Origin of the sequence: Curtobacterium sp. MCBA15_004 (genome assembly GCF_001865055.2) — a bacterium.
Taxonomy (GTDB): Bacteria; Actinomycetota; Actinomycetes; order Actinomycetales; family Microbacteriaceae; genus Curtobacterium.
Window position 1 is genome coordinate 336,991 of sequence record NZ_CP126266.1, and the last position, 23,017, is coordinate 360,007.

Here is a 23,017-nt window from a genome sequence, read left to right on the forward strand (position 1 = left end):
CCGGCCCCGGCCCCCGGCCCCCGCCGCTGGCCCGGGGCACCCGGACCGGCTCAAGACCCTCCCGACGCACCACCCCTCACATCCGAACGGAAACAGCATGAAGACAACGAAGTTCCTCAGTGCAGCCGCGATCGCCGTCGCGGCGACCGTCGCCCTCGCCGGCTGCAGCGCCGGCGGCTCCGGCAGCAGCGGCTCCGACTCCGCGGCCTCGAGCTGCAAGCCCTCGGGCGGCAAGGTCACCCTCGACTTCACGACGTGGGTGCCGAACATGGACAAGGTCGTCGAGATCTGGAACAAGGAGAACCCGGACATCCAGGTCAAGGTCTCCATCGTCGCGAACGGCAACAGCGGCACGTACCAGAACTTCTTCAACCAGCTGAAGGCCAAGCAGGCGCCGGACATCGGCCAGGTCGAGTACGACTCGCTGCCGGCCTTCCGCGTGCAGGGCGGCCTGCAGGACATCGGCGCGTGCGCCGGGGTCGCCGCCGCGAAGAAGGACTTCTCCGAGGGCCTCTGGAACCAGGTCACCTTCGGTGAGTCGAAGTCGGTCTACGCCGTGCCGCAGGACTCCGGGCCGATGGCGCTGTACTACCGCAAGGACCTGTTCGAGCAGGCCGGCATCCCCGTCCCGACGACGTGGGACGAGTACGCCAAGGCCGCCGAGGAGATCAAGGCCAAGGGCGGCAACATCACGAACTTCGCCAAGGGCGACGTCAACCAGTTCGCCGGGCTCGTCTCGCAGGCCGGCGGCCAGTGGTTCTCGAACACGGGCGACCAGTGGGACGTCAACCTGACCGACAGCGCGTCGAAGAAGGTCGCCGACTACTGGCAGGACCTCATCGACAAGAAGCTCGTCAACACCGTCCCGAGCTTCACCGACCAGTGGAACGCCGCGTACGACAGCGGCCAGGACTGGACCTGGGTCTCCGCGGTCTGGGGCGCCAACACCATCTCGAGCGGTGCGCCGTCGACCTCGGGCAAGTGGGCCGTCGCCCCGATGCCGCAGTGGAAGTCGGGTGACAGCAAGTCGGCCGCGTGGGGCGGCTCGTCCAACGTCGTGTTCGCGGGTGGCAAGCACCCGGCCGAGGCGTCGAAGTTCCTCGTCTGGCTGAACACCTCGACCGAGGCGCTGTCCGCCCTGAACAAGGAGGCGAACCTCTACCCGGCGTCCTCGACCGGTGCCGACCTGCCGGCGCTCACCGAGGGCCTGCCCTTCTACGGCAACCAGAAGATCTACGAGGAGTTCGCCTCGGCCGCGAAGGACATCCAGCCCTTCACCTGGGGCCCCACGATGACGCAGACCTACGCGGACGTGTCGGACGGCTTCGGCCAGGCCGCGTCCGGGCAGGGCACGCTCACCGAGGCGCTCGAGAACGGGCAGTCGAAGACGATCGCGGCGCTCAAGGCGCAGTCGATCCCGGTCAAGGGCTGAAGCGCTGAAGCGCTGACGCGCTGACGCGCTGACGCGCTGACGCGCTGACGCGGACGGGAGGCACGGTGCCGGCTGGCACCGTGCCTCCCGTCACGTCGTGGGTCGCGCGGGAGGCGCCGGTCGCGTCCGTCGTGCGGGTCGCGTCCGTCGAGCCGGCTGGGCCCGTCGTGCCGGCTGGGCCCGTCGTGCCGGCTGCGTCCGTCGTGGCTAGGGGCTGGTCGTGCCGCTCGTCGCCGCCGCCCCGAACAGGCCGAACCCGAAGACGAGCATGACCACGAGCAGCACGGCCCACCCGGCCACGATGATGCCGTTCAGGATGATCCCGGTGATGGCCATCCCTCGACCGGCCGGCTCCTTCCGGATGCCGACGAAGCCGAGGACCAGCCCGATCACCGGGACGATCAGCGTGAACCCCGCGACGATCGACACCAGGCCGAGCACCATGCTCGTGATGCTCAGGCCGCGCGGCGGAGCGGGCTGGTACGCGTTCACGACGACCTGCTGCCCGTACGGCTGACCGTACTGCTGCTGGCCGAACTGCTGGCCGTGCTGCTGCTGCCCCTGCTGCTGCGTCCCCGCGGTCTGCTGCCAGGCCTGCTGCTCGGGCGTGGTCGGTCGTCGGTCGTCGTCGCTCATCGTGATCCCCTCGTCGTGATGGTCCCCGCACCCTACCGGCAGCCGACGACGTCGCGGCGGTCGGACGGTCGGGCGGTCAGACGGTGAGGGCCGCCGCGAGCCCGCGCACGAGCACCGTGCGAGCCCGTTCGGTCGCGACGCCGTCCGGGTCGCTCCACGCCGCGCGGCCGAGACCGTCGACCAGGGCGAGCACGGCGTCCGCCACCACCTCGGCGGGTTCGGTCAGGCGCACGCCGGTCCGGGTCGTCCACCGTTCGACCCCGGCGGCGACGCCCTCGCGCCAGACCCGTCGTTCCTCGGCGACCAGGACGTCGTCGTCCGCGAGTGCCGGCCCGCTGACCGCCTCGAGCAGCAGGAAGCGCTCGGGTTCGGCGCGGACGAGCTCGAGCCACGCGGCGACGGCTGCGTCGAGCGCCCCGGCGAGGTCGGCATGGGCGTCGGCGGCCGCGAGCACCCGGGGGAGGACGTCGCGTGCCTGCCGGTCGAGCAGCGCGACGACGAGGTTCCGCCGCGCCCCGAAGGCGTAGTGCACGACACCGTGCGCGACCCCGGCCCGCTCGGCGACGGCACGGGTCGTGAGCGCGTCGAGGCCCCCGTCGCGCACGACCAGCGCAGCGGCGTCGAGCAGCTCGTCGCGGCGCGCGGCGCGGCTGCGGTAGGCGCGGGGTCCGGGTCCAGGGGGCATCACAGGCAGCGTACGGCCCGTGCCCAGGAGCGGACGGGAAACTCGATCTGGCCACACGGCCGAATCAAGGAGGAGACCCGATGCCGATCATCGTCCGACCCGCCGCCGCGCACGAGCTCCCGGCAGTCGCCACCGTCCTGGCCGAGGCCTTCGCCGACGATCCGGTGCTGCACGCGTTCCGCCCCGCGCGCCCGGGCGAGGACCGCACCGCCGTGCTCACCGGACTGTTCGCAGCGCTGATCCGCTCGGTCCCGGAGCGCTGCCGCGCCGTCGACGTCGCGGTCGACACCACCTCAGGGGGTGTGGTGGGCGCGGCGTTCTGGGAAGCCCCGCGTCCGCACCCGGGCAGTGTGCTCGCCTTCCTCCGGCAGGCACCCGCGTTGCTCGGAGTCCTCGGTGTCGGGGGTGCCCTCCGTGCCCTCCGGCACCTGCGTCGGATGGACCGCGCCCGTCCGGACGCACCGCACTGGTACCTCGCCGAGATCGGGGTGTCCGCAGCGGCTCGCGGGCAGGGCGTCGGCGGCCTGCTGCTCGAGCACGCGCTCGACCGCGTCGACGGGCAGCGTCGGCACGCGTACCTGGAGTCGTCGACCCCGCTGAACCGTCGGCTCTACCGGCGGCACGGGTTCGGCGAGGGCGCGCCGATCACCGGTCTCGGCACCGCGGCCCCGGTGTCGATGTGGCGTCCGGCGGTGTCCTGAACCGCGAGCGGCGACCCGGACCGGCAGGCGTACGCCCACCCTCGCGCCGCCGTTCCACCCGCCTTCTGGGGGTCGTCGGCGAGGCACCCGGACCGGCCCCGCCTCCGAATCACCGGCAACCACAGCCGCTGATCAGGGGGCACCATGCTCGCGACCCTCCCGGACCCCACCCGGACCACCCTGCCGTCCCGCACGACGACCCTCGACGCGCCGCCCGCGACGCGCGTCCCGCCCTCGACACCGGCGACCACCGACGACGGGCGCCTCGTCGGTCGGGTCGCGGCCGGCGACGACCGGGCCTTCGCCGAGCTCGTCCGACGGCACCACGGTCTGGTCCGCGCGGTCGCGGCGGGCATGCTCGACGGCTCGTGCGACGTGGACGACGTGGTGCAGGACACCTTCGTCGCGGCCTGGCTCCACCTCGCCGACGTCGTCGAGGGCGACGCGATCGCCGGGTGGCTCGTGACGACCGCCCGGCGACGGAGCGTCGACCGGCTCCGCGCCGCCGCGCACCGCCGTCGGGGCGAGGCGCCGGAGGAGTCCGTCGCCCCCGTCGACCACCGCCCGGAGGCCGTGGTCGAGCGCGCCTCGCTGGTCGCCGCGGCCCGGCGGGCACTCGCCGCGATGCCGCCCCTGCAGCGGCGGTGCTGGGAGCTGCGGCACGTCGACGGGCTCTGCTACCGGGACGTCGCCGAGGTCGTCGGGCTCCCCGCGTCCACCGTGCGCGGGCTGATCGCCCGTGCGCGGGCGCGGCTCGACGCGGAGCGCAGCAGCTGGCGCTGACGCGACGTCGGCGCTGACGCGTCGGTGGCGCAGATCCGTCGCCGGCGCTGACGCGACGTGCGCGACCGGGTCGCGACCACACGACGGACGGGAGGCGCGGTGCGGGCCCGCACCGCGCCTCCCGTCCGTCCGGTGGTCGCGTCGGACGCTAGGCGACCGCGATCTCGTTGGGCACGCCGGGCAGGGTGTCGCTCGAGGCGACCACCTCGCCCGAGGTGAGGTCCACCGCGTGCACCCGCTTCGTGGCCGGGTCGGTGACGTAGGCGACGTCGCCGACCACCTTCAGCGCGGGGTGCGCGTCCTGCCACTCGGCCGGTCCCTCCCACGCGGCGATGACGTCGATCGTGTCGAGCGCCGCACCGGTCTCGGTGTCGAAGGTGTGCAGCGCGCCGTCCGAGCCGAGCACGACGGCCTCGTCGCTCGGACCACGGGCGAGGTCGCGGAACGTGAAGCCGACGCCCTCCGGCATGTCGACGACGCGGTACTCGCCCGACTCGGCGTCGATCATCGCGACCTGGTCGAGCAGGTAGCCCTCGCTGTCCGGGTCGTCGTTGTAGTCGCCGACCGCGACCGAGCTCGTTGCGGTCGTGAACAGGTTGCCGGTGCGGCCGTACGGGGTGGGTGCGTCGATCTTCGAGAACGCGCCGTCCCGGTACACGAGGGCGCCGTCGGTGCAGCCGAAGACGGCGACCTCGTCGCGCACGGCCCCCTCGCCGTGGACGCCCGGGCACTCCTCGGAGCGGGCGGTCTCGGTGCCGTCGGCGTCGAGCGCGCGGACGCCGGAGCGCGACTCCTCGGTGCCGATCGTGGTGAGGAGGGTCCCGTCCTCGAGCTGGATGGCGACGCCGTGGTGCGGGGCCTCGGACGTCGTGGTCTCGACGTCGGGCAGGGTGTCGCCGTCGAGTTCGTCGTGCTCGAAGACCGTCACGTCGCCGGAGCCGTCGGCGAAGAGCGCCGTCGTGTCGCCGTGCACGACCGCGTGGCCGCCGGTGTCCGCGGGGAAGACCGCGTCGGTGAGCGCGGGCTCCGCGGCGGTGTCGAGGACCCGGAAGCCGGCGGGCACCGTGACGAGCACGTGCCGACCGTCGCCCGCGGGGTTGACGCGGGTGAAGCCCTCGATCGGGTCGTCCGACACGACGCGGAGGTCGCGGTCCAGGGTGAGCAGGCCGCCGTCGTAGGTCAGGACGACACGGTCGCCGTCGGCCGGCGCGGACCGGTCCTGGCGGTCGGTGTCGGAGCCGGCGTCGGTGGAGCCGGCCGAGCAGCCGGTCAGGACGAGGGCGGCGGCGCCGAGCAGGACGGCGGGTGCGAGTGCGGTGCGGAACGTGGTCATGCCTCTCACTGTACTGATTCTCATTCTCATTTGGAAACGGACAGGCCGGCGACGATCGACGCGGTGTTGGCCCGCATCATGCCGAGGTACGTCGCGGCCGCACCGTCGGCGGTCAGGGACTCGGTGGCGAGGGAGCGGATCTCGACGTGGACGTCGGCCTCCTCCGCGAGGACCTCGGCCAGGCGTGCGGGCTGCGAGAGGTCGGCGAAGATCGTCGGTACCCCGGCCTGCTCGATCGCGTCGGCGAGGTCGCGGAGGTCCGCCGCGCTCGGCGAGGCCAGGGTGGTGCCGCTCGGGATCACCGCGCCGACCACCCGGAAGCCGTACCGGTCGGCCAGGTAGCCGAACACGTGGTGGTTCGTCACGAGTGCCCGGCGCTCCTGCGGGATCGTCGCGAAGGCCTCGGTCATCTCGTCGTCGAGGGCGGCGAGCTCGTCGAGGTACGCGTCCGTGCCGGTCGGCTCGATGCCCACCTCGCGCAGGTCGGTGTCGAGCGCGCGCACGACGTCGGCCATCCGGGTCGGGTCCGTCCAGATGTGCGGGTCCGGACCGCTCGCGTCCTCGGTCGTCCACTCCAGGGCCTCGACCGCGTCCCCGGCCGTGGTGACCGGGACCCCGTCCTGCTCTGCGGCCTCGACGTGGCGGGACACGCCCTCCTCGAGCCCCAGGCCGTTCTCGACCACGAGGTCGGCGGAGCGGAGCCGCGCGGCCTCCTGCGCCGAGACCTCGAAGGAGTGCGGATCGGCGCCGGCGGGCATGAGCACCATCACCTCGGCCGCGTCGCCGACGACCTCGGTCACGACGTCGCCGAGGACGTTCGTCGTCACCGCGACGAGCGGGCGGTCGGAGCCGGGGGAGCTGCACCCCGCCGTGCCGCCCACGAGCCCGAGGGTGACCGCGACCGCGACGAGCGCGCGGGACCGGCGCGTCACAGCCCGACCTCGGCGAGGGCGGTCGGGGCGACGGGCAGGTCGATCGTGCGGGTGACCCGGGCGCCGTCGGCGAAGTCGACCTCGTGCACCCGTGCCCCGGACGCGTCGGCCACGTAGGCGCGCTGGGCGTCGAGTTGCAGCACCGGGCCGGCGGCGGGGTCGACGAGCGGCGCCGTCGTGGCCACCGCACCGGTGGACGCCGTCACGACGACCACGCGTCCGGCGTCGTCCACCGCGACCACGTGCCCGTCCTCGTCGTCCACCGCGGACACGGCACGCAGCGGCCGCTCGGTCGGCACGAGCTGCCAGGTGCCCTCACGGCTGTCGAGCAGCCAGAAGCCGGTCGTCCCGGCGAGGCCGGCGACCGTGGGGCGGCCGGCGCGGGCGGCGAAGGCGGTCGGGCGCTCGGCACCCGCGGGCAGCGCCACGGTCCTCGTGGACCCGTCCTCGCCCACGACCACCGCGCCGTCCGCGCAGCCGACGACCGCACCGGCCCGGGTGACGATGCCGCCGGCCGGGTCCGCGCAGGCCTGTGGGGTGCCGGTCGGTGCGCCCTCGGCGTCGAGCAGCTGCACGCCCTCGGGGGTCCCGGCGACGAGTCCGTCGGCGGTCGGGAGCAGGACCGTGGCCGCGACGCGGGCGGTCTCGACGACGTCACCCTGGCCGAGCGCTGCGCGGTCGAGTGCGACGGCCTCGCCCCGCTCCGGCCACGTGATCGTGGTGGTCGTCTCGGAGGAGTGCACCTCGACCGGGCCGCCGCCCGCGAGGGTCCCGACGACCCGGGGCTCGGCGGCGTAGTAGTGCGTGTGGTCCCCGTGGTCGACCGTCCACGCGCCGCCGTCCAGGACCGTGGTGCGCTCCGCGGTGGTCGTGACGAGGAACCGTCCGTCGGTCGCCGAGTGCGTCGGGGCGTCGACGCGGTCGAGTCCGGTCGCCTCGCCGCTGAGCAGGTCGTGCACGGCGGACGCGCCGTCCGACCCGACGGCGAGCAGGCGGACCTGCGGCTCCTGGGCCTCGCTCGCACCCGCGACGTAGCCGTGCGGCTTCGCGGTGCTGCTGCTCGTGGAGCCGGAGCCGGAGCCGGAGCCGGAGCCGGAGCCGGGTCCGGTGCCGGAGCCGGCGTCGGTGGTCGAGCACGCGGCGAGTCCGAGCGCGAGGCCGATCGTGGCCGCGGTGGTGGGCAGGGCGCGGGCTGCGGGCCGGCGGGTCCGTGGGGTGGTGGTCGGATGGCGCATGGTGCCTCTCGTGGTCGTCTCTCGTGGTGGTCGGGTGGGTGTGGTCGTGTCAGACGGGGATCGGCTCGGTGCTGCGTCGTCGTGGTGTGCGGCGCACCAGGGCTGCGGCGCCCTGCGACACGGCGACCCCGGCGACCGCGACGCCCGCGATGCTCGCGCCGGCCGCGGTGCCGAGGTGCCAGGACACGAGCAGGCCGACGGCCACCGCGGCCGTGCCGACGAGGGCGGCGAGGAGCATCGTCGAGCCGACGTGCCGGGTCCACGCCCGTGCCGCCGCGGCCGGGGCGAGGAGCAGCCCGACGACGAGCAGCGTCCCCACCGCCCGGTACGACGCGACGACCGCGAGCGTGACGAGGGCGACGAGCACGACCTCCGCCAGCCGTGGGCGGAGACCGAGCGTCGCCGCCTTGCGGGAGTCGAAGGCCGTGGCGGTGAAGGGCCGGTGGAAGACCGCAGCGACGACGAGCGCCACCGCGACCGCGACGGCCAGTCCGCCGAGGTCGGTGCGGGTGACCGCGAGCACGTCGCCGAACAGGATCGCCGTGACGTCGGTGGCGAAGGACCGTGACGACGAGACGACGATCACCCCGAGCGCGAGCATGCCGACGAACAGCAGGCCGATCGAGGTGTCGTACGACAGGCGTGCACGACGACGGAGCGCCCCGACGCCGAGCACCATGACGCCTGCGCTGACCGCGGCACCGAGGACGGGCGGGAAGCCGGCGAGCGTGGCGACCGCGACGCCCGGCAGCATGCCGTGGGCGAGCGCCTCGCCGAGGAACGCCATCCCGCGCACGAGCACCCAGGTCCCGACGACCGCGCAGAGCACCGCGGCGAGGGCACCGCCGGCGAGGGCCCGCAGCATGAAGTCGACGGAGAACGGATCGGTCAGCCAGGTCACGGTCGACGACGCTACATGAAAATGACTATCGATACTGATAGGCTCCACAGGTGCCCACAGCCCCCGACACCCGTACCGTGACGCCGGCCGACGCCCGTGTCGCCACCGGTGCCGACCGGGCCGTCGCGGTCCGCGGGCTCGTCGTCCGGCGCGGTGACCGGACCGTGCTCGACGCCCTCGACGCGACCTTCCCCGCCGGCGTCGTCACCGCGCTGACCGGCCCCAACGGCTCCGGCAAGTCGACCCTGCTCGACGCGCTCGCCGGGGTGGTGACGCCGTCCGCCGGGGCTGTGACGGGCCTCCCGTCCTCCGGTGCGGCGTACGTGACGCAGGCCGTCCCGCCGACCGCCCTGCCGCTGACCGTCCGCGCGACCGTCGCGATGGGCCGCTGGCGTGCCCGCCCCTGGTGGCGGCCGTCGACCCGCGCCGATCGCGCCGTCGTCGACGAGCAGCTCGACCGGCTGCGGATCGCCGACCTGGCCGACCGTCCCCTCGACGAGCTGTCCGGCGGGCAGCGTCAGCGTACGTTCGTGGCCCTCGGTCTGGCGCAGCAGGCGTCCGTCCTGCTCGTCGACGAGCCGACCGCCGGGGTCGACGCGGCGTCGGCCGCACTCGTCGTGGCGGCGCTGGCCGACGAGGCCGCGCGGGGTGTCGTCGTCGTGCACGCGGCGCACGACCAGACTGCGATCGCAGCCGCCGGCCGTATCGTGACTCTCTGCTGACGGGCACGCAACGATTGCCTGTTGCGATTATCGCAAGTGCGGTAGAATCTCTCCATGGGCGAGACCATCGAGCAGCGGGTTGCAGCGGTCGTTGCTGAATCAGGGCTGGCCAAGTCCGACTTCGCGGAGGCCATCGGCCTCGACGCGAGCAAGCTGTCGAAGTCGCTGTCCGGGCGCCGACGCTTCTCGTCCCTCGAACTGGCGCGAATCGCGGAGGTCGGCCGGCGGAGCGTCGATTGGCTGATCACGGGGCGACCACCGTTCCGCCCGGTGCTGGCCCGACGAACGCGTGCGGTGGGAGTCGAGGACTCGGCTGGTAGCCAGGTCGTCGAGCGCCTCGTTTCGGCCGTCAGAGGTCTCAACGAGTTGGGGAGGCCCTTCGCGCTACCGGTCCTTCCGCGCCTCGACTCGCGATCGAGTTGGTACACGGTGGAGGCCTCTCGGATGGCGGCCTCGTACGTCGCGCAGATCGATCAGCCCCTCGGTGCGCTCTCGACCAGCCAGATGATGGCGGCCGTGGAACAGCATTTCGGTGTCGTAGTACAGGTGGCGGAGCTGCCCGCGGGTATCGATGGTCTGTCCTACGAGGACGATGATGCACGCATCATCGTCCTCGCTCCGACGAACCAACCACTTCGTCAACGTTTCACGCTCGCTCACGAGGTGGCGCACATTGCGTTCGGGGACGCCCGTCAGGGTGTTCTCGAAGAACGCATGTGGGAAACGAAGACCAACGAGGAGAAGCGCGCGAACAGCTTCGCCGCAGCGTTCCTCGCGCCTGCGCACGAGATCAAGAACGTCCTTGCCGGGCAGGCAGCGGAAGACGTGTTCCCCTCGCTGGTCGAGCACTTCCAACTCTCGCCGGACGCGATGGCCTGGCGTCTGCTGAACGAGAGATTCATCGATGACAACACCTGCGAGCAGCTCCGAGGGGTCAGCGCTCGTTCCGTCTACATGAATCTCGGAAAACCTGCTGAGTACGTGGAGCTCTCGACGGCATCGCAGGAGCCTCGACCCGCTTGGCCGATCGTGAACGCTTACGTCGACGCGTATCGGAACGGCGACATCACCGCGAAACCGGTGGCGAAGTTGCTCGGCTGGGGTGTCAAGGACGTCGAGGACTTCTTCGCGCTCGAGGACGTCGAGACGAAGGGTGCCACGCCGGAAGCGCCTCAGGTCTGAACATGGCGATCCACTGGTTTCCCGACAACTCGTTGATCTGCAACTTCGCAGCGGTCGACGAGCTCGAACTCCTCCAGGCGAGCATCCACGGTGCGGGAAAGATCGTCGAGGCGGTTCGGTACGAGATCGAGCGTTCGATGCACCGTGTGCCGAACCTGACGAAGTTGCCGGTGGCCGACTGGTTCGGGGAGCCGATCGACTTCGTCGATGAGGTGGATCAACGAGCAATTGAAAGCATACGAAAGTATCGTTTTGGTGGCGAGGAAGACCGCCCGCTCGAGCACCTCGGCGAGAGCCAGACACTGCATCTCCTCCGCACCCGGCCCCAGTACGCCGGGAGTGTGTGGATGAGTGAGGACAGAGGGGCACTGCGCGTGGCAAAGACCATGGGGATCGTGGCGAGGGACAGTCGCGCGGTGATCGAGGAACTCGTGGCAAACGGTGAGTTGACAGCGCAGCGTGGTTTCGAAGTCGCGGTCGCGATGGATCGAGCTGATCGGCCGTTCCTCCGGATGCCGACGTCTGCTCGCGATCTCATGTGACGCCAGCCCCACGGGGTGCCGCGTGGCGGCGCTGGCCGACGAGGCCGCGCGGGGTGTCGTCGTCGTGCACGCGGCGCACGGCCCGGTCGCCGTCGCGGCGGCGGACCGGGTCGTGACACTGGGCTGACGTCAGGGTGACGGAGCGACGGGCTCGACTACCGGCCGTGCCGTTCGCCCTGCCGTCCGAGCCCGAGTGCGACGACCAGGCAGGCGAGCCCCAGCGTGACGGTCGCCGAGGCCACCGCGGTGAGCGGCCGGGAGCCTGGGCTGTCGGCGGTGACGAACGCGGTGATGCTCAATGCGACGCCGACGCAGGAGAGCGCGAGGCCCAGGATCCGGAGTACTGCTCGCGTGGCCTTCATGACGTCCTCTCGTGTCGGCGGAGTGCCGGCCTGACCAGCGTGTCGGTCGAACGAGAGGGCCGCAATCGATATTGAAAGTTGTCATACGAGAGAGTCGAGCGCCGCCCGCGCCGCCGCCACCACGCCCGCGTCCGTCACGAAGTGCGCCGAGCCGTCGTCCCCGGTGCCCATCGGCACGCCGTCGTGTCCGCCGCCCGACGATCGCTTCGCCGACAGGTGCACGGCGGCGACCCCCGCGGCCACGAGCACGGGGACGTCACCGGGCGTGACACCGGCGCCCGCCATCACCTGGACCGGTCCGGCGGCCTCGACCATGCGGGCGATGGTCGCAGACCCGGCACGGGCACTCGCCGCGCCGCCCGAGGTCAGGACGCGCGTGAAGCCGAGGGCTGCGAGCGCCGCGGCCGCCGCGACCGGGTCCACCGCGTGGTCGACCGCGCGGTGGAGCGTGACCTCGGCGGCGGCGCTCACCGACCGGGCGGCATCGACGAAGCGGCGGAGCGTGTCCTCGTCGAGGGTGCGGTCGGGGCGGAGCGCACCGACGACGACACCGGCGGCGCCGGACCGCAGGACGGTGCGGACCTCGCGTTCCATGAGCGCGACCTCGCCGGGCTCGTGCACGAAGCCGCCAGGACGGCAGCGCACGAGCGCGTGCGCTGGGATGCCGGTCTCGTGCACGGTCTCGACGAGCGCCTGCGACGGGGTGAGGCCGCCGAGCTCGAGCCCGGTGCACAGCTCGACACGGTCGGCCCCGGCGTCACGCGCGACGAGCGCCCCGGCCGGAGCGGTGACGGCGATCTCGAGCGCCACCGGTCCTCCGGCGGGTCGGGCGTGCGTGGCCGGGGCGTCCGCGGGGGCAGTGGTCACGCGATGGCTCCGAGGGGTTCGTTCGACGGCGGGATGATCCGGGCGCGCAGGTCCGGCGCCTCGGGGAACTCCCGATCGTAGGGGAACATCGGTCGGACGATCCGGTGGTGCCCGAGCCGTTCGAGGTCCTGGTCGACCCCGCCCGGCGTCAGCGCGAGCATCCAGTCGGCGGCCATCGCGAAGAGCTCCGGCTCGAGGTACCCGATCTTCACGACCACGACGTCGGCCTCGCGCGGGGCCAGGTCGAGGTCGGTGAAGTCGTGCTCGTGGTGGTACGGCTTGCGGCGCTCCGTGAGGATCGCGAAGACGCTGCCGACCTGCAGCACGACCTCGGTCCCGGCGTCGCGGTCCCCGTGCTTGATCGCGTGCACGCGGCCGGTCATCGTGATCGGCCCCGCGTGCACGGCGTCGACGGCCGCCCCGGCCGTGACGGTGACGGTCGCGCCGACCCCCGCGGCGACGGCGGTCGCGACGGCTGCGGGCCCGGGCACGCTCGCGTAGACGACGACCGGGCCGGCGGGGTCGGCGAACTCCGGGCGCTCCAGGACACGGGTCAACCCCCACGTCATGTCGCCCGAGCCGCCCGCGGTCGGGTTGTCGCCGGAGTCGGAGACGAAGTACGGCCGCGCGGCACCGGGGGCGAGCACGGCGTCGAGGCACGCGTCGAACGACCCGGTCGGCGCGACGAACACGAAGTCCTCGCGGACGTCCCAGAACGCCTGCGCGAGCCGTTCGGCGCCCGCGGCCACCGCGGCCTCGTCCCACCCGGTGACGACCGTGACGGCGCGGTCGCGGGGCTGGTCGGCCCACGCGTAGCCGACCCAGATCGCGGCGTCGAGCACGCCCTCGGTCTGCTCGACGAGCGGCACCTGCGCGTACAGCGACGCCGCGGGCTCGATGCGCGTCGAGGTCTGCTCGCCGGGGAGCAGGACGGGGATCGGCACCCAGGCCTTCACGGGTCGCTGCGACCCGACGGGCCGGGTCGTGAGCACGTCGACCAGGTTGCGGACCGCGCGCTCCTTGGTCTCGAGGGTGTCCTCGTGGGGTGCCATCCGGTAGCAGGTGACCAGGTCGACCTGGTGCGCGAGCTCGGCCGTGACGTTGCCGTGCAGGTCCATGGACGCCGACACCACCACGTCCGGGCCGACCACCGCGCGGATCCGTCCGAGCAGGTCGGTCTCGGCGTCGTCGAGCCCCTCGACGACCATCGCGCCGTGGATGTCGTACCAGAGCCCGTCGACGTGCTCGGCTGCCACGATCGCGCGCAGCCGCTCGACGATCTCGCCCGCCAGCGCCTCGTACGCCTCACGCGCGACGACCCCACCGGGCAGCGCGTGCCCGATCAGCGCGCCACGGAACGCGGCGCGGTCGGCCAGGTCCGCCAGGAACGGGTACCGCGCGACGACCTCGTCGCCGCGGTCCGGGTGGAACGCCGGCGCCAGGGTCCTGGTCGGCGTGAAGGTCGACGTCTCGATCGCCAGCCCGGCGATCGCGACCACCGGCCGACGCGTCGGCGCGCCGTCTGCCGACGCGGCTGATGCGGCCGACGCGGCCCCCGGCGACGCGGCCGACGCGGCCCCCGCCGACGCAGTCGACGCGCCCTCCGCCGAGGTGGTGGTCGTCGCGTCGGGCGACGCGTTGCTCGTGGTCGTGTCAGACACGGACGCTCCTGTTCCTGGTGGTCGACTGGGGGATCGGGGCGGACAGCTCCTGCAGCGTCGCGGCCAGCCCGCGCTGCAGGGCGAACTGTCCGGCCCCGACGAGTCCCGCGTCCGCGCTGAGCGAGACACGCTCGATGGCGAGGTGCTCGGTCATCAGCGGGTGGCAGCTCTCGTACAGCTGGCTCCGCACGGCCGCGACGAACGGGTCGAGCGTGGAGAGGATGCCGCCCAGGTAGACGGCGTCCGGGTTGAAGAAGTTCACGTTCGCGGCGAGGACCTCGCCGAGGTAGCGCCCGGCCAGGCGGACCGCGCGGGTCGCCTCGGGATCGGCGTCCGATGCGAGCCGGACGACGTCGGCGGTGCTGGTCACGGGAGCACCGGCGGTGGACAGGATCCGCACGAGCGCCGCCCCGGACGCCACGGTCTCCAGGCAGCCGGTGTTGCCGCACGAGCACGGGGTGTCCCCGGCGGCGTCGATCCGCACGTGGGTGATGTCGCCCGCGGCCCCCGTCGACCCGCGGTACAGCCGCCCGTCGATGACGATCCCGGCACCGATCGCCGACCCGGCCTTGACCGTGATCGCCTGCCGTCGGCTCGGGTCCTGCACGGTCTGCTCGCCCGCGGCCATGCAGTTGGCGTCGTTGTCCACCGCGGCCGGCACCCCGAAGCGCTCCTCGAGCCACGAGGCCACCGGGAAGCCGTTCCACCCGGGCATCCGGCTCGGCAGGTCGACGACCCCGGCCTCGACGTCGACCGGGCCGGGCAGGCTCAGCCCGACGCCGTGCAGACCGGAGCGCCCACGGGTCTCGGCGAGGTCCTCGAGCAGCGCCGCCAGGCGCTGCAGTGCCGACACCGGGCCGTCGGAGAGCGCGAACGGGACGTCCGCGACCGACTCGAGCGCGCCTCCCGGCAGGACGACGCCGATGCGCGCGTGCCCGCCGCCGACGTCGGCGGCGACCGCGTACTCGTCGACGCCGCCGATCCGGAGCACCTTGCGGGGGCGCCCGCCCGTCGAGACGTCGGTGCCCTCCTCGGCCAGGATGCCGTGGCTGATGAGCTGCGCGACGACGTGCGAGACGGTCGACGGCGCGGCGCCGAGCAGCTGCGCGATCTCGGTCCGGCTGGACGCCTGGCCCGAGGCGACGAGTTCCAACACCCGTGAGCTGAGGTCGGCCACGACTTTCTCCAATCAGGCACGAAGCACGACCGATCCGGCCGCCTGCCAGGAACTCTAGGAGGATTCGCCGCGCTTTCGCTTTCGTCCGTTCGGCAGAAACAGACTATTTACACGAGAACAATTGTTTCTCCAACGACTTTGGCCATTGACTGTGCGCACCTCGACGTCCTCGCCCGACCGACGTCCCCGCTCAAGGAGTCCACATGATGAAGCCCCGTCGCTGGGCACTGCTCACCGGAGCCGCACTCGCGGTCAGCGCCCTGCTCGCCGGATGTTCCGGGGGCGGTTCCGCCGCCACGAACACGAAGTCCGACGCGATCAACTACGCCCTGCCGGCGAACTTCACGCCGAACTGGATCCTCCCGATCGGCACGGCGGCGCACCTCAACACGAACAACGGCTCGATCGCGCAGTCGCTGTACGAGCCGCTCGTCGCCTACGACGGCTCCACCGGCAAGATCGCCTGGAACAAGGCGGGCTCGGTCGCCACCGCAGCGGACTTCGCCAGCGACGGGAAGAGCGTCACGATGACGCTCGGCGACCGGCACTGGTCGGACGGCAAGCCGATCACGAGCCGCGACGTCGAGTTCTGGTTCAACCTGATCAAGGCGAACAAGGACCAGTGGGGCTCCTACTCCGAGGGCAAGGCGCCGGACAACTGGACCTCGTTCACGGCCGTCGACGACACGCACTTCACGATCACCTTCGACAAGGCGTACAACAGCGACTGGATGCTCGCCAACCAGCTGAGCCACATCATCCCGCTGCCGCAGCACGCCTGGGACAAGACGAGTGCCAGCGGGACGGTCGGCGACGCGGACCGCTCGGCCGACGGGGCGAAGGCCGTCTGGAAGTACCTCAACACCGCCGCCGGCAAGATCGCCGACTACGCGACCGACGACCTGTGGAAGACCATCTCCGGCCCGTACGGCGTCACCGCGTTCACGACCGCCGGCAAGGTGCAGCTCACCGCGAACAAGCAGTACGACGGGGGCGAGAAGCCGTCGATCACGACCGTCAACCTGCTGCCCTTCACGACCACCGACGCCGAGACGAACGCCGTCCGGTCGGGGGCCGTCGACTACGGCTACATCAACGCCACGGACCTCGACCAGAAGGACTCCTTCACGTCGAAGGGCTACGACGTGAAGCCGTGGACCGGGTGGGCGATCACCTACATGCCCTACAACTTCAACAACCCGACGATGGGCCCGGTCTTCCAGCAGCTCTACGCCCGTCAGGCCGTCCAGATGTCGATCGACCAGACCAGCCTGTCCAAGGTCGTCTTCAACGGCACCGCCACCTCGACCTACGGGCCGATCCCGCAGGCGCAGGCGTCCGACTACGTGTCGAGCACGCAGAAGGACAACCCGTACCCCTTCAGCACGTCGAAGGCGAAGGCGCTCCTCACCAGCCACGGCTGGACCGAGCAGGGCGGCACGATGGTCTGCACCGACGCCGGCTCCGGCGACGACCAGTGCGGCGCGGGCGTCGCGGCGGGCACGAAGTTCACGATGTCGGTCCTGTCGCAGTCCGGCTCGACCGTCACCGACAACATGATGAGCGCCATCCAGTCGTCGCTGCAGAAGACCGGCATCGGCTTCACGATCAAGACCGCCCCCGTGTCGAGCGTGCTGTCGCAGACCCCGACCTGCACGAAGGACGAGGCCAGCTGCGACTGGGACCTGTCGTTCTTCGGCACGGCGGGCAGCTGGTACTTCCCGGCCTACCCGACGGGTGAGTCGCTCTTCCAGACCGGCGGCTCGGCGAACTTCGGTTCGTACTCGAACAAGCAGGTCGACGCCCTCATCGACGCGACGACCACGTCGACCGACGCGGGTGCGGTGCAGGACTACAGCGCCGCCGTCGCGAAGGACCTGCCGGTGATCTGGCTGCCGAGCCCGGACTACCAGATCTCGGTCGTCAAGCAGGGCCTGACCGGGTTCGAGCAGGACTCCCTCGCGAACTTCCACCCGGCCCAGTGGAAGTGGAGCAAGTAGGTCGCTGACGCGACCGGACGGTCGCTGACGCGACCACGGCCTGGAGGCGCGGTGCGGGTCCGACCCGCACCGCGCCTCCCGGGTCCTCACCATCCACCCCGATGACGGAAGCCGCATGACCACAGTCCTCTACCTGGCCAGGCGGGTGCTCCAGGCACTCGTCGTGGTCCTCATCGTCACCATCGTCGTGTTCTGTCTGCTGCACGCGCTGCCGGGCGGACCCGCCCGCGGGGTCCTCGGCGTCTCCGCGACCCCCGCGCAGATCGCCGCGTTCAACCAGGCACAGGGCCTCGACCAGGCGCTGCCCGTCCAGTACCTGCGGTTCCTCGGACGGCTGCTCAGCGGCGACCTCGGGACCTCCTTCACCCTGAACGAGCCGGTCGCGCAGCTCATCCGTGAGCGGCTGCCGAAGACGCTCGTCCTCACCGGCCTGTCCGCCGTCGTCGGCCTCGCGGTCGCGATCCCGGTCGGGATGTGGCAGGCGGCCCGCCGCAACGGAGCGGTGGACTACACGGTCACGGCGCTCGCCTTCGTCTTCTACTCGACGCCGGCGTTCTTCCTCGGCCTCGTCCTCATCGTCGTGTTCACCCAGCAGCTGCCGTGGCTGCCGTCGCAGGCGCCCACCGGCACGACCCTCGCCGAGGTGTTCCAGGACCCCGCCGGGCTCGTCCTGCCCGTGCTGACCGGCGCCCTCGCGATGATCGCCGTGTTCAGCCGGTACATGCGCGCCGCGACGCTCGAGAACCTGCAGGAGGACTACGTCCGCACCGCCCGAGCCGGCGGGGCGTCGACGACGACGATCCTGCGGCGGCACGTCCTCCGGAACTCGCTGACGCCCGTGGTCGCGATGCTCGGCTACTACCTGCCGGTGCTGTTCGGCGGGGCGCTCGTCACCGAGCAGCTGTTCAACTACCCGGGCATGGGGCTGCTGTTCTGGAACGCGGCGCAGTCCTCGGACTACCCGACGCTGCTCGGCTGCGTGCTCGTGATCTCGATCGCGACGGTCGTGGGGTCGTTGCTGGCCGACGTCGCGCAGACGCTCATCGACCCCCGGGTGAAGGCAGGTCGCGCATGACCGGCACGCCCCGATCCCGCACCCGCCGGTCGCGCGCGACCGGCGCGCCCCGATCCCGCACCGTGAAGGCAGGTCGCGCATGACCACCGTCCAGATCGCCCCCGAGGCCCCCGGCGCTCCCGTCGCGGTCGCCGCCACCGGGTTCCGCCTCGCCGCGCGCCGGTTCCGCCACAACACCCTCGCCGTGGTCGGCCTCGCCGTCATCGTCGTGATCGTGCTGTTCTGCTTCGTCGGCCCGTTCCTGTACCCGACCGACCAGACGCACACGATGCTCGAGCAGGCGAACCAGGCCCCGAGCGCCGCCCACTGGCTCGGCACCGACGCCGTCGGCCACGACGTGCTCGGCCGACTGATGTACGGCGGCAAGGTGTCGCTCACGGTCGGCATCGCGGCGGGCGTCCTCGCCACCGTCGTCGGCACGCTGTGGGGCTCGGTCGCCGGCTACGTCGGCGGGTGGGTCGACGCCGTCATGATGCGCGTCGTCGACGCCGGCATCGCGATCCCGGCGCTCTTCATCCTGCTCGTCATCTCGGCGATCACCACGCCGGGGGTCGGCGGCCTCATCGTCATCCTCGGCCTGGTGTCCTGGCTCGTGCCGTCCCGGCTCGTCCGCGCCGAGACCCTGACGCTGAAGAACCGCGACTACGTGCTCACCCTGCGCGCGATCGGCGGCTCCCACGCCCGCGCGATCGGCAAGCACCTGCTGCCGAACTCGGTGTCGACGATCGTCGTCGCCGCGACGTTCCAGGTGGCCGACGCGATCCTGCTCGTCGCCTACGTGTCCTACCTGGGCCTCGGGGTGCAGCCGCCCGCGACGGACTGGGGTGGGATGCTCTCGGCGGGGCTCACCGCCGCGTACTCGGGACGGTGGTGGCTGATCGTGCCGCCGGGTCTCGCCGTGATCCTGGTCGTCTGCGCGTTCAACGCGGTCGGCGACGGGCTCCGGGACGCCTTCGACGTGAGGGGACGGGGATGACCCACCTGCTGCAGACCACCGACCTCGGGGTCGTGTTCACCACCGAGTCCGGACCGGTCGACGCCGTCCGCGGCGTCTCGCTGACCGTCGCCCCGGGGGAGACCCTCGCGCTCGTCGGCGAGTCCGGCTCGGGCAAGTCCACCGTGGCGCTCGCCGCGATGGGGCTGCTGTCCGGCAACGCGACCGCCACCGGCAGCGTCGAGGTCGCCGGCCACCAGGTCGTCGGCGCCGACGAACCCACCCTGCGCGCACTGCGCGGCAGCACGGTGTCGATGGTGTTCCAGGAGCCCGCGACCGCACTCGACCCGCTCACCCGGGTCGGCGCGCAGATCGCCGAGGTCGTCCGGAACCACCGGCAGGTGTCCGCCGCCGAGGCCCGCGCCGAGGCCGTCGCCCTCCTCGACCGGGTCGGCATCCCCGACCCCGCCGAGCGAGCGCGGTCGTTCCCGTTCCAGCTGTCCGGCGGGCAGCGACAGCGCGTCGTCATCGCGATGGCGATCGCGAACGCGCCGCAGCTCCTCATCGCCGACGAGCCGACGACGGCGCTCGACGTGACGGTGCAGGCCGAGATCCTCGAACTGCTCCGGGCGCTCGCCGCCGACACCGGCACCGGCGTGCTCCTCGTCACGCACAACATGGGCGTCGTCGCGGACTTCGCCGACCGGGTCGCGGTGATGCTGCAGGGCGAGGTCGTCGAGACCGGGAGCGTCGAGGACGTCCTGCTCCGTCCGCAGCACGAGTACACGAAGCGGCTGCTCGCCGCGGTGCCGCGGCTCGACACCCCGGAGTCGCTCGCGGTGCGGGAGCGGGTCGCAGCACCGGGGGCGCCGGGTGCGCCCGGTGCGGCTCCGTCGGGTCCGGTCGCGTCCGGTGCGGTTCCGTCCGGTACGGTTCCGTCCGGTACGGTTCCGCCCGGTGCGGCTCCGTCCGGTCCGGCTTCCCCCGGTGCGGCCGGGAGGCCCGGTGCGGCCCCGGTGGTCGACCTGCGGGACGTCTCGGTGACGTTCGGGCGCGGGGCGCGCGCGGTGCACGCGCTCCGCGGGGTCGACGTCGCGGTGCACGCCGGCGAGACGGTCGGCCTGGTCGGCGAGTCCGGCTCCGGCAAGTCCACGGCCGCGCGGGTCGCACTCGGCCTGGTCGCGCCCACCTCGGGCACGGTCGCGCTGTTCGGGCAGGACCTGCGCCGGACACCCCGTCGCGACCGACGGTCCCTGCGCTCGGGGATCGGCGTCGTGCTGCAGGACCCGGTCGCGTCGCTCGACGCCCGGATGTCGGTCGGCGAGTGCATCGCCGAACCGCTCGCCGTGCACCGCCGCGGCACCTCCGCCGCCGACCGCTGCCGTCGGGTGGCCGAGGTGCTCGACGCCGTCCGGCTGCCGAGTGCACTGGCCGACCGGGCTCCCCGCGAGCTCTCGGGCGGACAGCGGCAACGCGTCAGCCTGGCGCGGGCGCTCGTGCTGGACCCGCGGCTGCTCGTCGCCGACGAACCGACCTCGGCGCTCGACGTCAGCGTGCAGGAGGCCGTGCTCGAGGTCCTCACCGACCTCCAGGCCGACCTCGGGTTCGCCTGCCTGTTCGTGTCGCACGACCTCGCCGTCGTGCAGCACTTCGCGGAGCGGGTCGTCGTGATGCGCCGCGGGGTCGTCGAGGAGCAGGGCACCACCGACACCACCCTGCTGCACCCGACGACCGACTACACGCGGCGCCTGCTCGCCGCGGTGCCCGTCCCCGACCCGGTGCTGCAACGGCGGCGCCGGACGGAGCGCCTGGCGACCCTCGCCGCGGTGGCCGGGTGACCGCCGCGATCGCCGGCGTCGACGTGGGCGGTACGAACACGAAGGTGGTGCTGACGACCGAGGGCCTCGACGTGCTCGACCGCGTCGACCTGCCGACACCCGCGCACGACGGCGGCGCCGAGATCACGGCGGCGGCGCTCGACGCGGTGACGGTGCTGCTCGACCGGCACGGCGCGACCCTGACCGGTGTCGGGGTCGGGGCCGCCGGGGTGGTCGACACCACCACCGGCACGGTCCTGGTGACGGGCAACTCCTTCACGGGCTGGGCCGGCTTCGGCGTCACCGACGCGGTGACCGGGGCGCTCGGGGTCCCCGCGACGCTCGACAACGACGTGAACGCGTTCCTGCTCGGCGAACTCGCGACCGGTGCCGTCGCCGGTGAGACCGACGTGCTCGGCATGACGCTCGGCACCGGGGTCGGGGGCGCACTCGTCCTCGGCGGTGCGCTCTTCGCCGGGCCCCGTGGCGCGGCGGGCGAGATCGGGCACGTGCCCGGGTTCGGCGACGCCCGGTGCACCTGCGGCCAGGTCGGCCACCTCGAGACGATCGCCGGTGCCCGGGGCATCGCCGACCGGTACGCCGAGCGGTCCGGGCACCGGGTGTCCGCCCGCGAGATCGCCGACGCCGCACGCGCCGGGGACCCCCACGCCGCCGAGGTGTTCCGCACCGCCGGGTGGGGGATCGCCCGCGCTGCACTGCTGACCGCGGGGATCCTCGACGTGACGACGGTCGTGCTCGGCGGTGGCATCACCCGGTCGTGGGACCTCCTGGCGCCCGCGGTCGAGGCTGCGATCGCCGCCGAGCCGCCGGTCAGCGGGGCACCGATCCGACTCGCGCGGTCGGTGCTCGGCGCGGACGCCGTGGCCCTCGGCGCCGCGGCCCGGGTGCGCGCCCGGCTCGGCGCGACCGACCCGGTGCGCTAGCTGGGCGCGCCGGCGAGCGGACCCGCGCCGTGTCGGTGGAAGTGCGGACTGGTGCGCCCCCAGGACGAGGGACAGGATCGACTTCAAGTTGCACCCTGCAACGCTGCAGGGTCCTGATCGAGGAGTCACCATGAAGCACACCCTCGCCGTGGCGTTCGCCGCCGTGGCCGTCGTCGCCGGCGGTCTGACCGTCGCCACCCCCGCCTCCGCCCTGCCCGCCGGCACCGAGGTCGTCGGCGGCGAGAAGGCCCCGACCACCACCTGGGCCGTCCAGCTCGAGGCGTCCGGCGGCACCATCCCGTCCGGCTACGTCACCGGTTGCACCGGCGAGCAGATCAGCGCCTCGTGGGTGCTCACTGCCCGCCACTGCATCGACGGCATCGGCTCGATGAACGTGTACCACTCGAACTCCACCGTGAACCGCGGCACCCCGGTCGCCGTCGACCGCGTCACCGCCGCGCCCGCCGGGGACATCGCGCTCGTGCACCTGCGCAGCTCCTACAGCTTGTCGACGTACGCGCCCCTCGACCTGACCGCGGCCGCCAAGTCGTCCGGCACCGGTGTCGTCGAGGGCTACGGCCTGCGGGCGAACGCGCAGCAGTCCGACGGCCTGTACCAGGCGACGGTCTCGCTGACCGGTGCCTCGCGTGACGCCTACAGCGGCAAGGCCCAGCACGTCACCGGCGTCACCGGCGCCTCGAACCACGGCGACTCGGGCGGCCCGCTCCTCGTGAACGGCCGGGTCGTCGCGGTGTGCTCGACCGGCGACAGCGCCGACCCGGGCGCGAACACGCAGGCCGGCTCGAACTACGCGCTGCTGTCGCAGTCGTCGTCCTGGATCCGGTCCACGGCCGGGCTCTGACGCGGGCGGTCCGTCGACCGCATCCTGGAGGCGCGGTGCCAGCTGGCACCGCGCCTCCACGCCGTCAGGAGTCGCCGCTGCGGCGCGCGTGCCTCCCGGGAGGACCCCTTGGGCGATCCTGTGCCGAACTTCAGCATGGGGCTGTACCCCGAAAGCAGTACCACTGCGGAATCGTTCGATCCCGGGCCGACACCGGCAGCAGTGCTCCCGGATGTCGACGTACCCCTGCCCGGC

Annotated in this window: 22 protein-coding genes; 12 read left to right on the plus strand and 10 right to left on the minus strand. The window is 72.8% G+C overall.

All coding sequences use genetic code 11. The annotated features are described in order from the left end of the window. Nucleotides 1–97: 97 nt before the first annotated feature. Nucleotides 98–1,432: an ABC transporter substrate-binding protein gene (locus QOL16_RS01670; protein ID WP_065961025.1), complete on the plus strand. Its 1,335-nt coding sequence runs from the start codon at nucleotides 98–100 to the stop codon at nucleotides 1,430–1,432. A 207-nt stretch (nucleotides 1,433–1,639) separates the two neighbouring features. Here the strand turns inward: QOL16_RS01670 and QOL16_RS01675 are convergent, their stop codons facing one another. Beyond that, nucleotides 1,640–2,068, minus strand: coding sequence for a DUF4190 domain-containing protein (locus tag QOL16_RS01675; RefSeq protein ID WP_253181580.1), 429 nt, complete (start codon nucleotides 2,066–2,068; stop codon nucleotides 1,640–1,642). A gap of 76 nt (nucleotides 2,069–2,144) precedes the next feature. Continuing rightward, nucleotides 2,145–2,753, minus strand: a complete 609-nt coding sequence (locus QOL16_RS01680) for a TetR/AcrR family transcriptional regulator (protein ID WP_071282912.1) — start codon at nucleotides 2,751–2,753, stop codon at nucleotides 2,145–2,147. Between the two features lie 80 nt (nucleotides 2,754–2,833). Here QOL16_RS01680 and QOL16_RS01685 point away from each other — a divergent pair, with 80 nt between their 5' ends. Together QOL16_RS01685 and QOL16_RS01690 are read left to right on the plus strand one after the other, a co-directional pair. Further along, on the plus strand, nucleotides 2,834–3,454 hold the full coding sequence (locus tag QOL16_RS01685; RefSeq protein WP_065961033.1) for a GNAT family N-acetyltransferase: 621 nt from the start codon (nucleotides 2,834–2,836) through the stop codon (nucleotides 3,452–3,454). A gap of 144 nt (nucleotides 3,455–3,598) precedes the next feature. Continuing rightward, complete coding sequence (locus tag QOL16_RS01690) at nucleotides 3,599–4,237, plus strand: RNA polymerase sigma factor (protein ID WP_083230102.1); 639 nt, start codon at nucleotides 3,599–3,601, stop codon at nucleotides 4,235–4,237. Nucleotides 4,238–4,385: 148 nt separating this feature from the next. Here the strand turns inward: QOL16_RS01690 and QOL16_RS01695 are convergent, their stop codons facing one another. From QOL16_RS01695 to aztB, 4 genes are read right to left on the minus strand one after another with little or no spacing between them, the layout of a single operon-like run. Further along, a complete protein-coding gene (locus QOL16_RS01695; RefSeq protein ID WP_071282914.1) occupies nucleotides 4,386–5,570 on the minus strand; it encodes a hypothetical protein in 1,185 nt (394 codons plus the stop codon). 26 nt (nucleotides 5,571–5,596) lie between these two features. Further along, nucleotides 5,597–6,502, minus strand: a complete 906-nt coding sequence (locus QOL16_RS01700) for a metal ABC transporter substrate-binding protein (RefSeq protein WP_083394928.1) — start codon at nucleotides 6,500–6,502, stop codon at nucleotides 5,597–5,599. Next, nucleotides 6,499–7,737 (minus strand): YncE family protein, encoded by a 1,239-nt coding sequence (locus tag QOL16_RS01705; protein ID WP_071282919.1) that lies wholly within the window; start codon nucleotides 7,735–7,737, stop codon nucleotides 6,499–6,501. Before QOL16_RS01705 ends, QOL16_RS01700 begins: the two co-directional genes overlap by 4 nt. Nucleotides 7,738–7,786: 49 nt before the next feature. Continuing rightward, nucleotides 7,787–8,638, minus strand: a complete 852-nt coding sequence (gene aztB, locus QOL16_RS01710) for a zinc ABC transporter permease AztB (protein ID WP_071282921.1) — start codon at nucleotides 8,636–8,638, stop codon at nucleotides 7,787–7,789. A 50-nt stretch (nucleotides 8,639–8,688) separates the two neighbouring features. Between aztB and QOL16_RS01715 the strand changes: the two genes are divergently transcribed. The 3 genes from QOL16_RS01715 to QOL16_RS01725 are packed head-to-tail and all read left to right on the plus strand — an operon-like array spanning nucleotide 8,689 to nucleotide 11,084. Next, complete coding sequence (locus tag QOL16_RS01715; protein WP_254780174.1) at nucleotides 8,689–9,360, plus strand: metal ABC transporter ATP-binding protein; 672 nt, start codon at nucleotides 8,689–8,691, stop codon at nucleotides 9,358–9,360. Between the two features lie 54 nt (nucleotides 9,361–9,414). Continuing rightward, nucleotides 9,415–10,542: an ImmA/IrrE family metallo-endopeptidase gene (locus QOL16_RS01720; protein WP_071282923.1), complete on the plus strand. Its 1,128-nt coding sequence runs from the start codon at nucleotides 9,415–9,417 to the stop codon at nucleotides 10,540–10,542. A gap of 2 nt (nucleotides 10,543–10,544) precedes the next feature. Continuing rightward, complete coding sequence (locus QOL16_RS01725; protein WP_065961050.1) at nucleotides 10,545–11,084, plus strand: hypothetical protein; 540 nt, start codon at nucleotides 10,545–10,547, stop codon at nucleotides 11,082–11,084. Nucleotides 11,085–11,239: 155 nt separating this feature from the next. On the opposite strand, the gene QOL16_RS01730 is transcribed toward QOL16_RS01725, so the two are convergent. From QOL16_RS01730 to QOL16_RS01745, 4 genes are all read right to left on the minus strand, one after another. Next, the gene (locus QOL16_RS01730; RefSeq protein ID WP_065961054.1) at nucleotides 11,240–11,446 is read right to left on the minus strand and encodes a hypothetical protein; all 207 of its coding nucleotides are present in this window, start codon (nucleotides 11,444–11,446) and stop codon (nucleotides 11,240–11,242) included. An 81-nt stretch (nucleotides 11,447–11,527) separates the two neighbouring features. Beyond that, nucleotides 11,528–12,313 carry a copper homeostasis protein CutC gene (locus QOL16_RS01735; RefSeq protein WP_254780175.1) on the minus strand — a complete coding sequence of 262 codons (786 nt, stop codon included), beginning with the start codon at nucleotides 12,311–12,313 and terminating at the stop codon, nucleotides 11,528–11,530. After that, the gene (locus QOL16_RS01740; protein WP_071283203.1) at nucleotides 12,310–13,812 is read right to left on the minus strand and encodes a M81 family metallopeptidase; all 1,503 of its coding nucleotides are present in this window, start codon (nucleotides 13,810–13,812) and stop codon (nucleotides 12,310–12,312) included. Before QOL16_RS01740 ends, QOL16_RS01735 begins: the two co-directional genes overlap by 4 nt. 154 nt (nucleotides 13,813–13,966) lie before the next feature. After that, nucleotides 13,967–15,151: an ROK family transcriptional regulator gene (locus tag QOL16_RS01745; protein WP_083394930.1), complete on the minus strand. Its 1,185-nt coding sequence runs from the start codon at nucleotides 15,149–15,151 to the stop codon at nucleotides 13,967–13,969. Between the two features lie 203 nt (nucleotides 15,152–15,354). Between QOL16_RS01745 and QOL16_RS01750 the strand changes: the two genes are divergently transcribed. The 6 genes from QOL16_RS01750 to QOL16_RS01775 all read left to right on the plus strand — a co-directional run bounded on the left by QOL16_RS01750 (nucleotide 15,355) and on the right by QOL16_RS01775 (nucleotide 22,783). Beyond that, entirely contained in the window at nucleotides 15,355–17,151 is a 1,797-nt protein-coding gene (locus QOL16_RS01750) for a peptide ABC transporter substrate-binding protein (RefSeq protein WP_175473049.1), read from the plus strand. Nucleotides 17,152–17,266: 115 nt separating this feature from the next. Further along, nucleotides 17,267–18,226 (plus strand): ABC transporter permease, encoded by a 960-nt coding sequence (locus QOL16_RS01755; protein ID WP_071246534.1) that lies wholly within the window; start codon nucleotides 17,267–17,269, stop codon nucleotides 18,224–18,226. 79 nt (nucleotides 18,227–18,305) lie between these two features. Beyond that, the gene (locus QOL16_RS01760) at nucleotides 18,306–19,202 is read left to right on the plus strand and encodes an ABC transporter permease (protein WP_071246533.1); all 897 of its coding nucleotides are present in this window, start codon (nucleotides 18,306–18,308) and stop codon (nucleotides 19,200–19,202) included. Then, nucleotides 19,199–20,998: an ABC transporter ATP-binding protein gene (locus QOL16_RS01765; RefSeq protein WP_071282929.1), complete on the plus strand. Its 1,800-nt coding sequence runs from the start codon at nucleotides 19,199–19,201 to the stop codon at nucleotides 20,996–20,998. The genes QOL16_RS01760 and QOL16_RS01765 overlap by 4 nt, the downstream gene beginning before the upstream one ends. Beyond that, nucleotides 20,995–21,921 (plus strand): ROK family protein, encoded by a 927-nt coding sequence (locus tag QOL16_RS01770; protein ID WP_071282931.1) that lies wholly within the window; start codon nucleotides 20,995–20,997, stop codon nucleotides 21,919–21,921. Before QOL16_RS01765 ends, QOL16_RS01770 begins: the two co-directional genes overlap by 4 nt. A 130-nt stretch (nucleotides 21,922–22,051) precedes the next feature. Beyond that, nucleotides 22,052–22,783 (plus strand): trypsin-like serine protease, encoded by a 732-nt coding sequence (locus tag QOL16_RS01775; protein ID WP_071283165.1) that lies wholly within the window; start codon nucleotides 22,052–22,054, stop codon nucleotides 22,781–22,783. The last annotated feature ends 234 nt before the right edge of the window (nucleotides 22,784–23,017 follow it).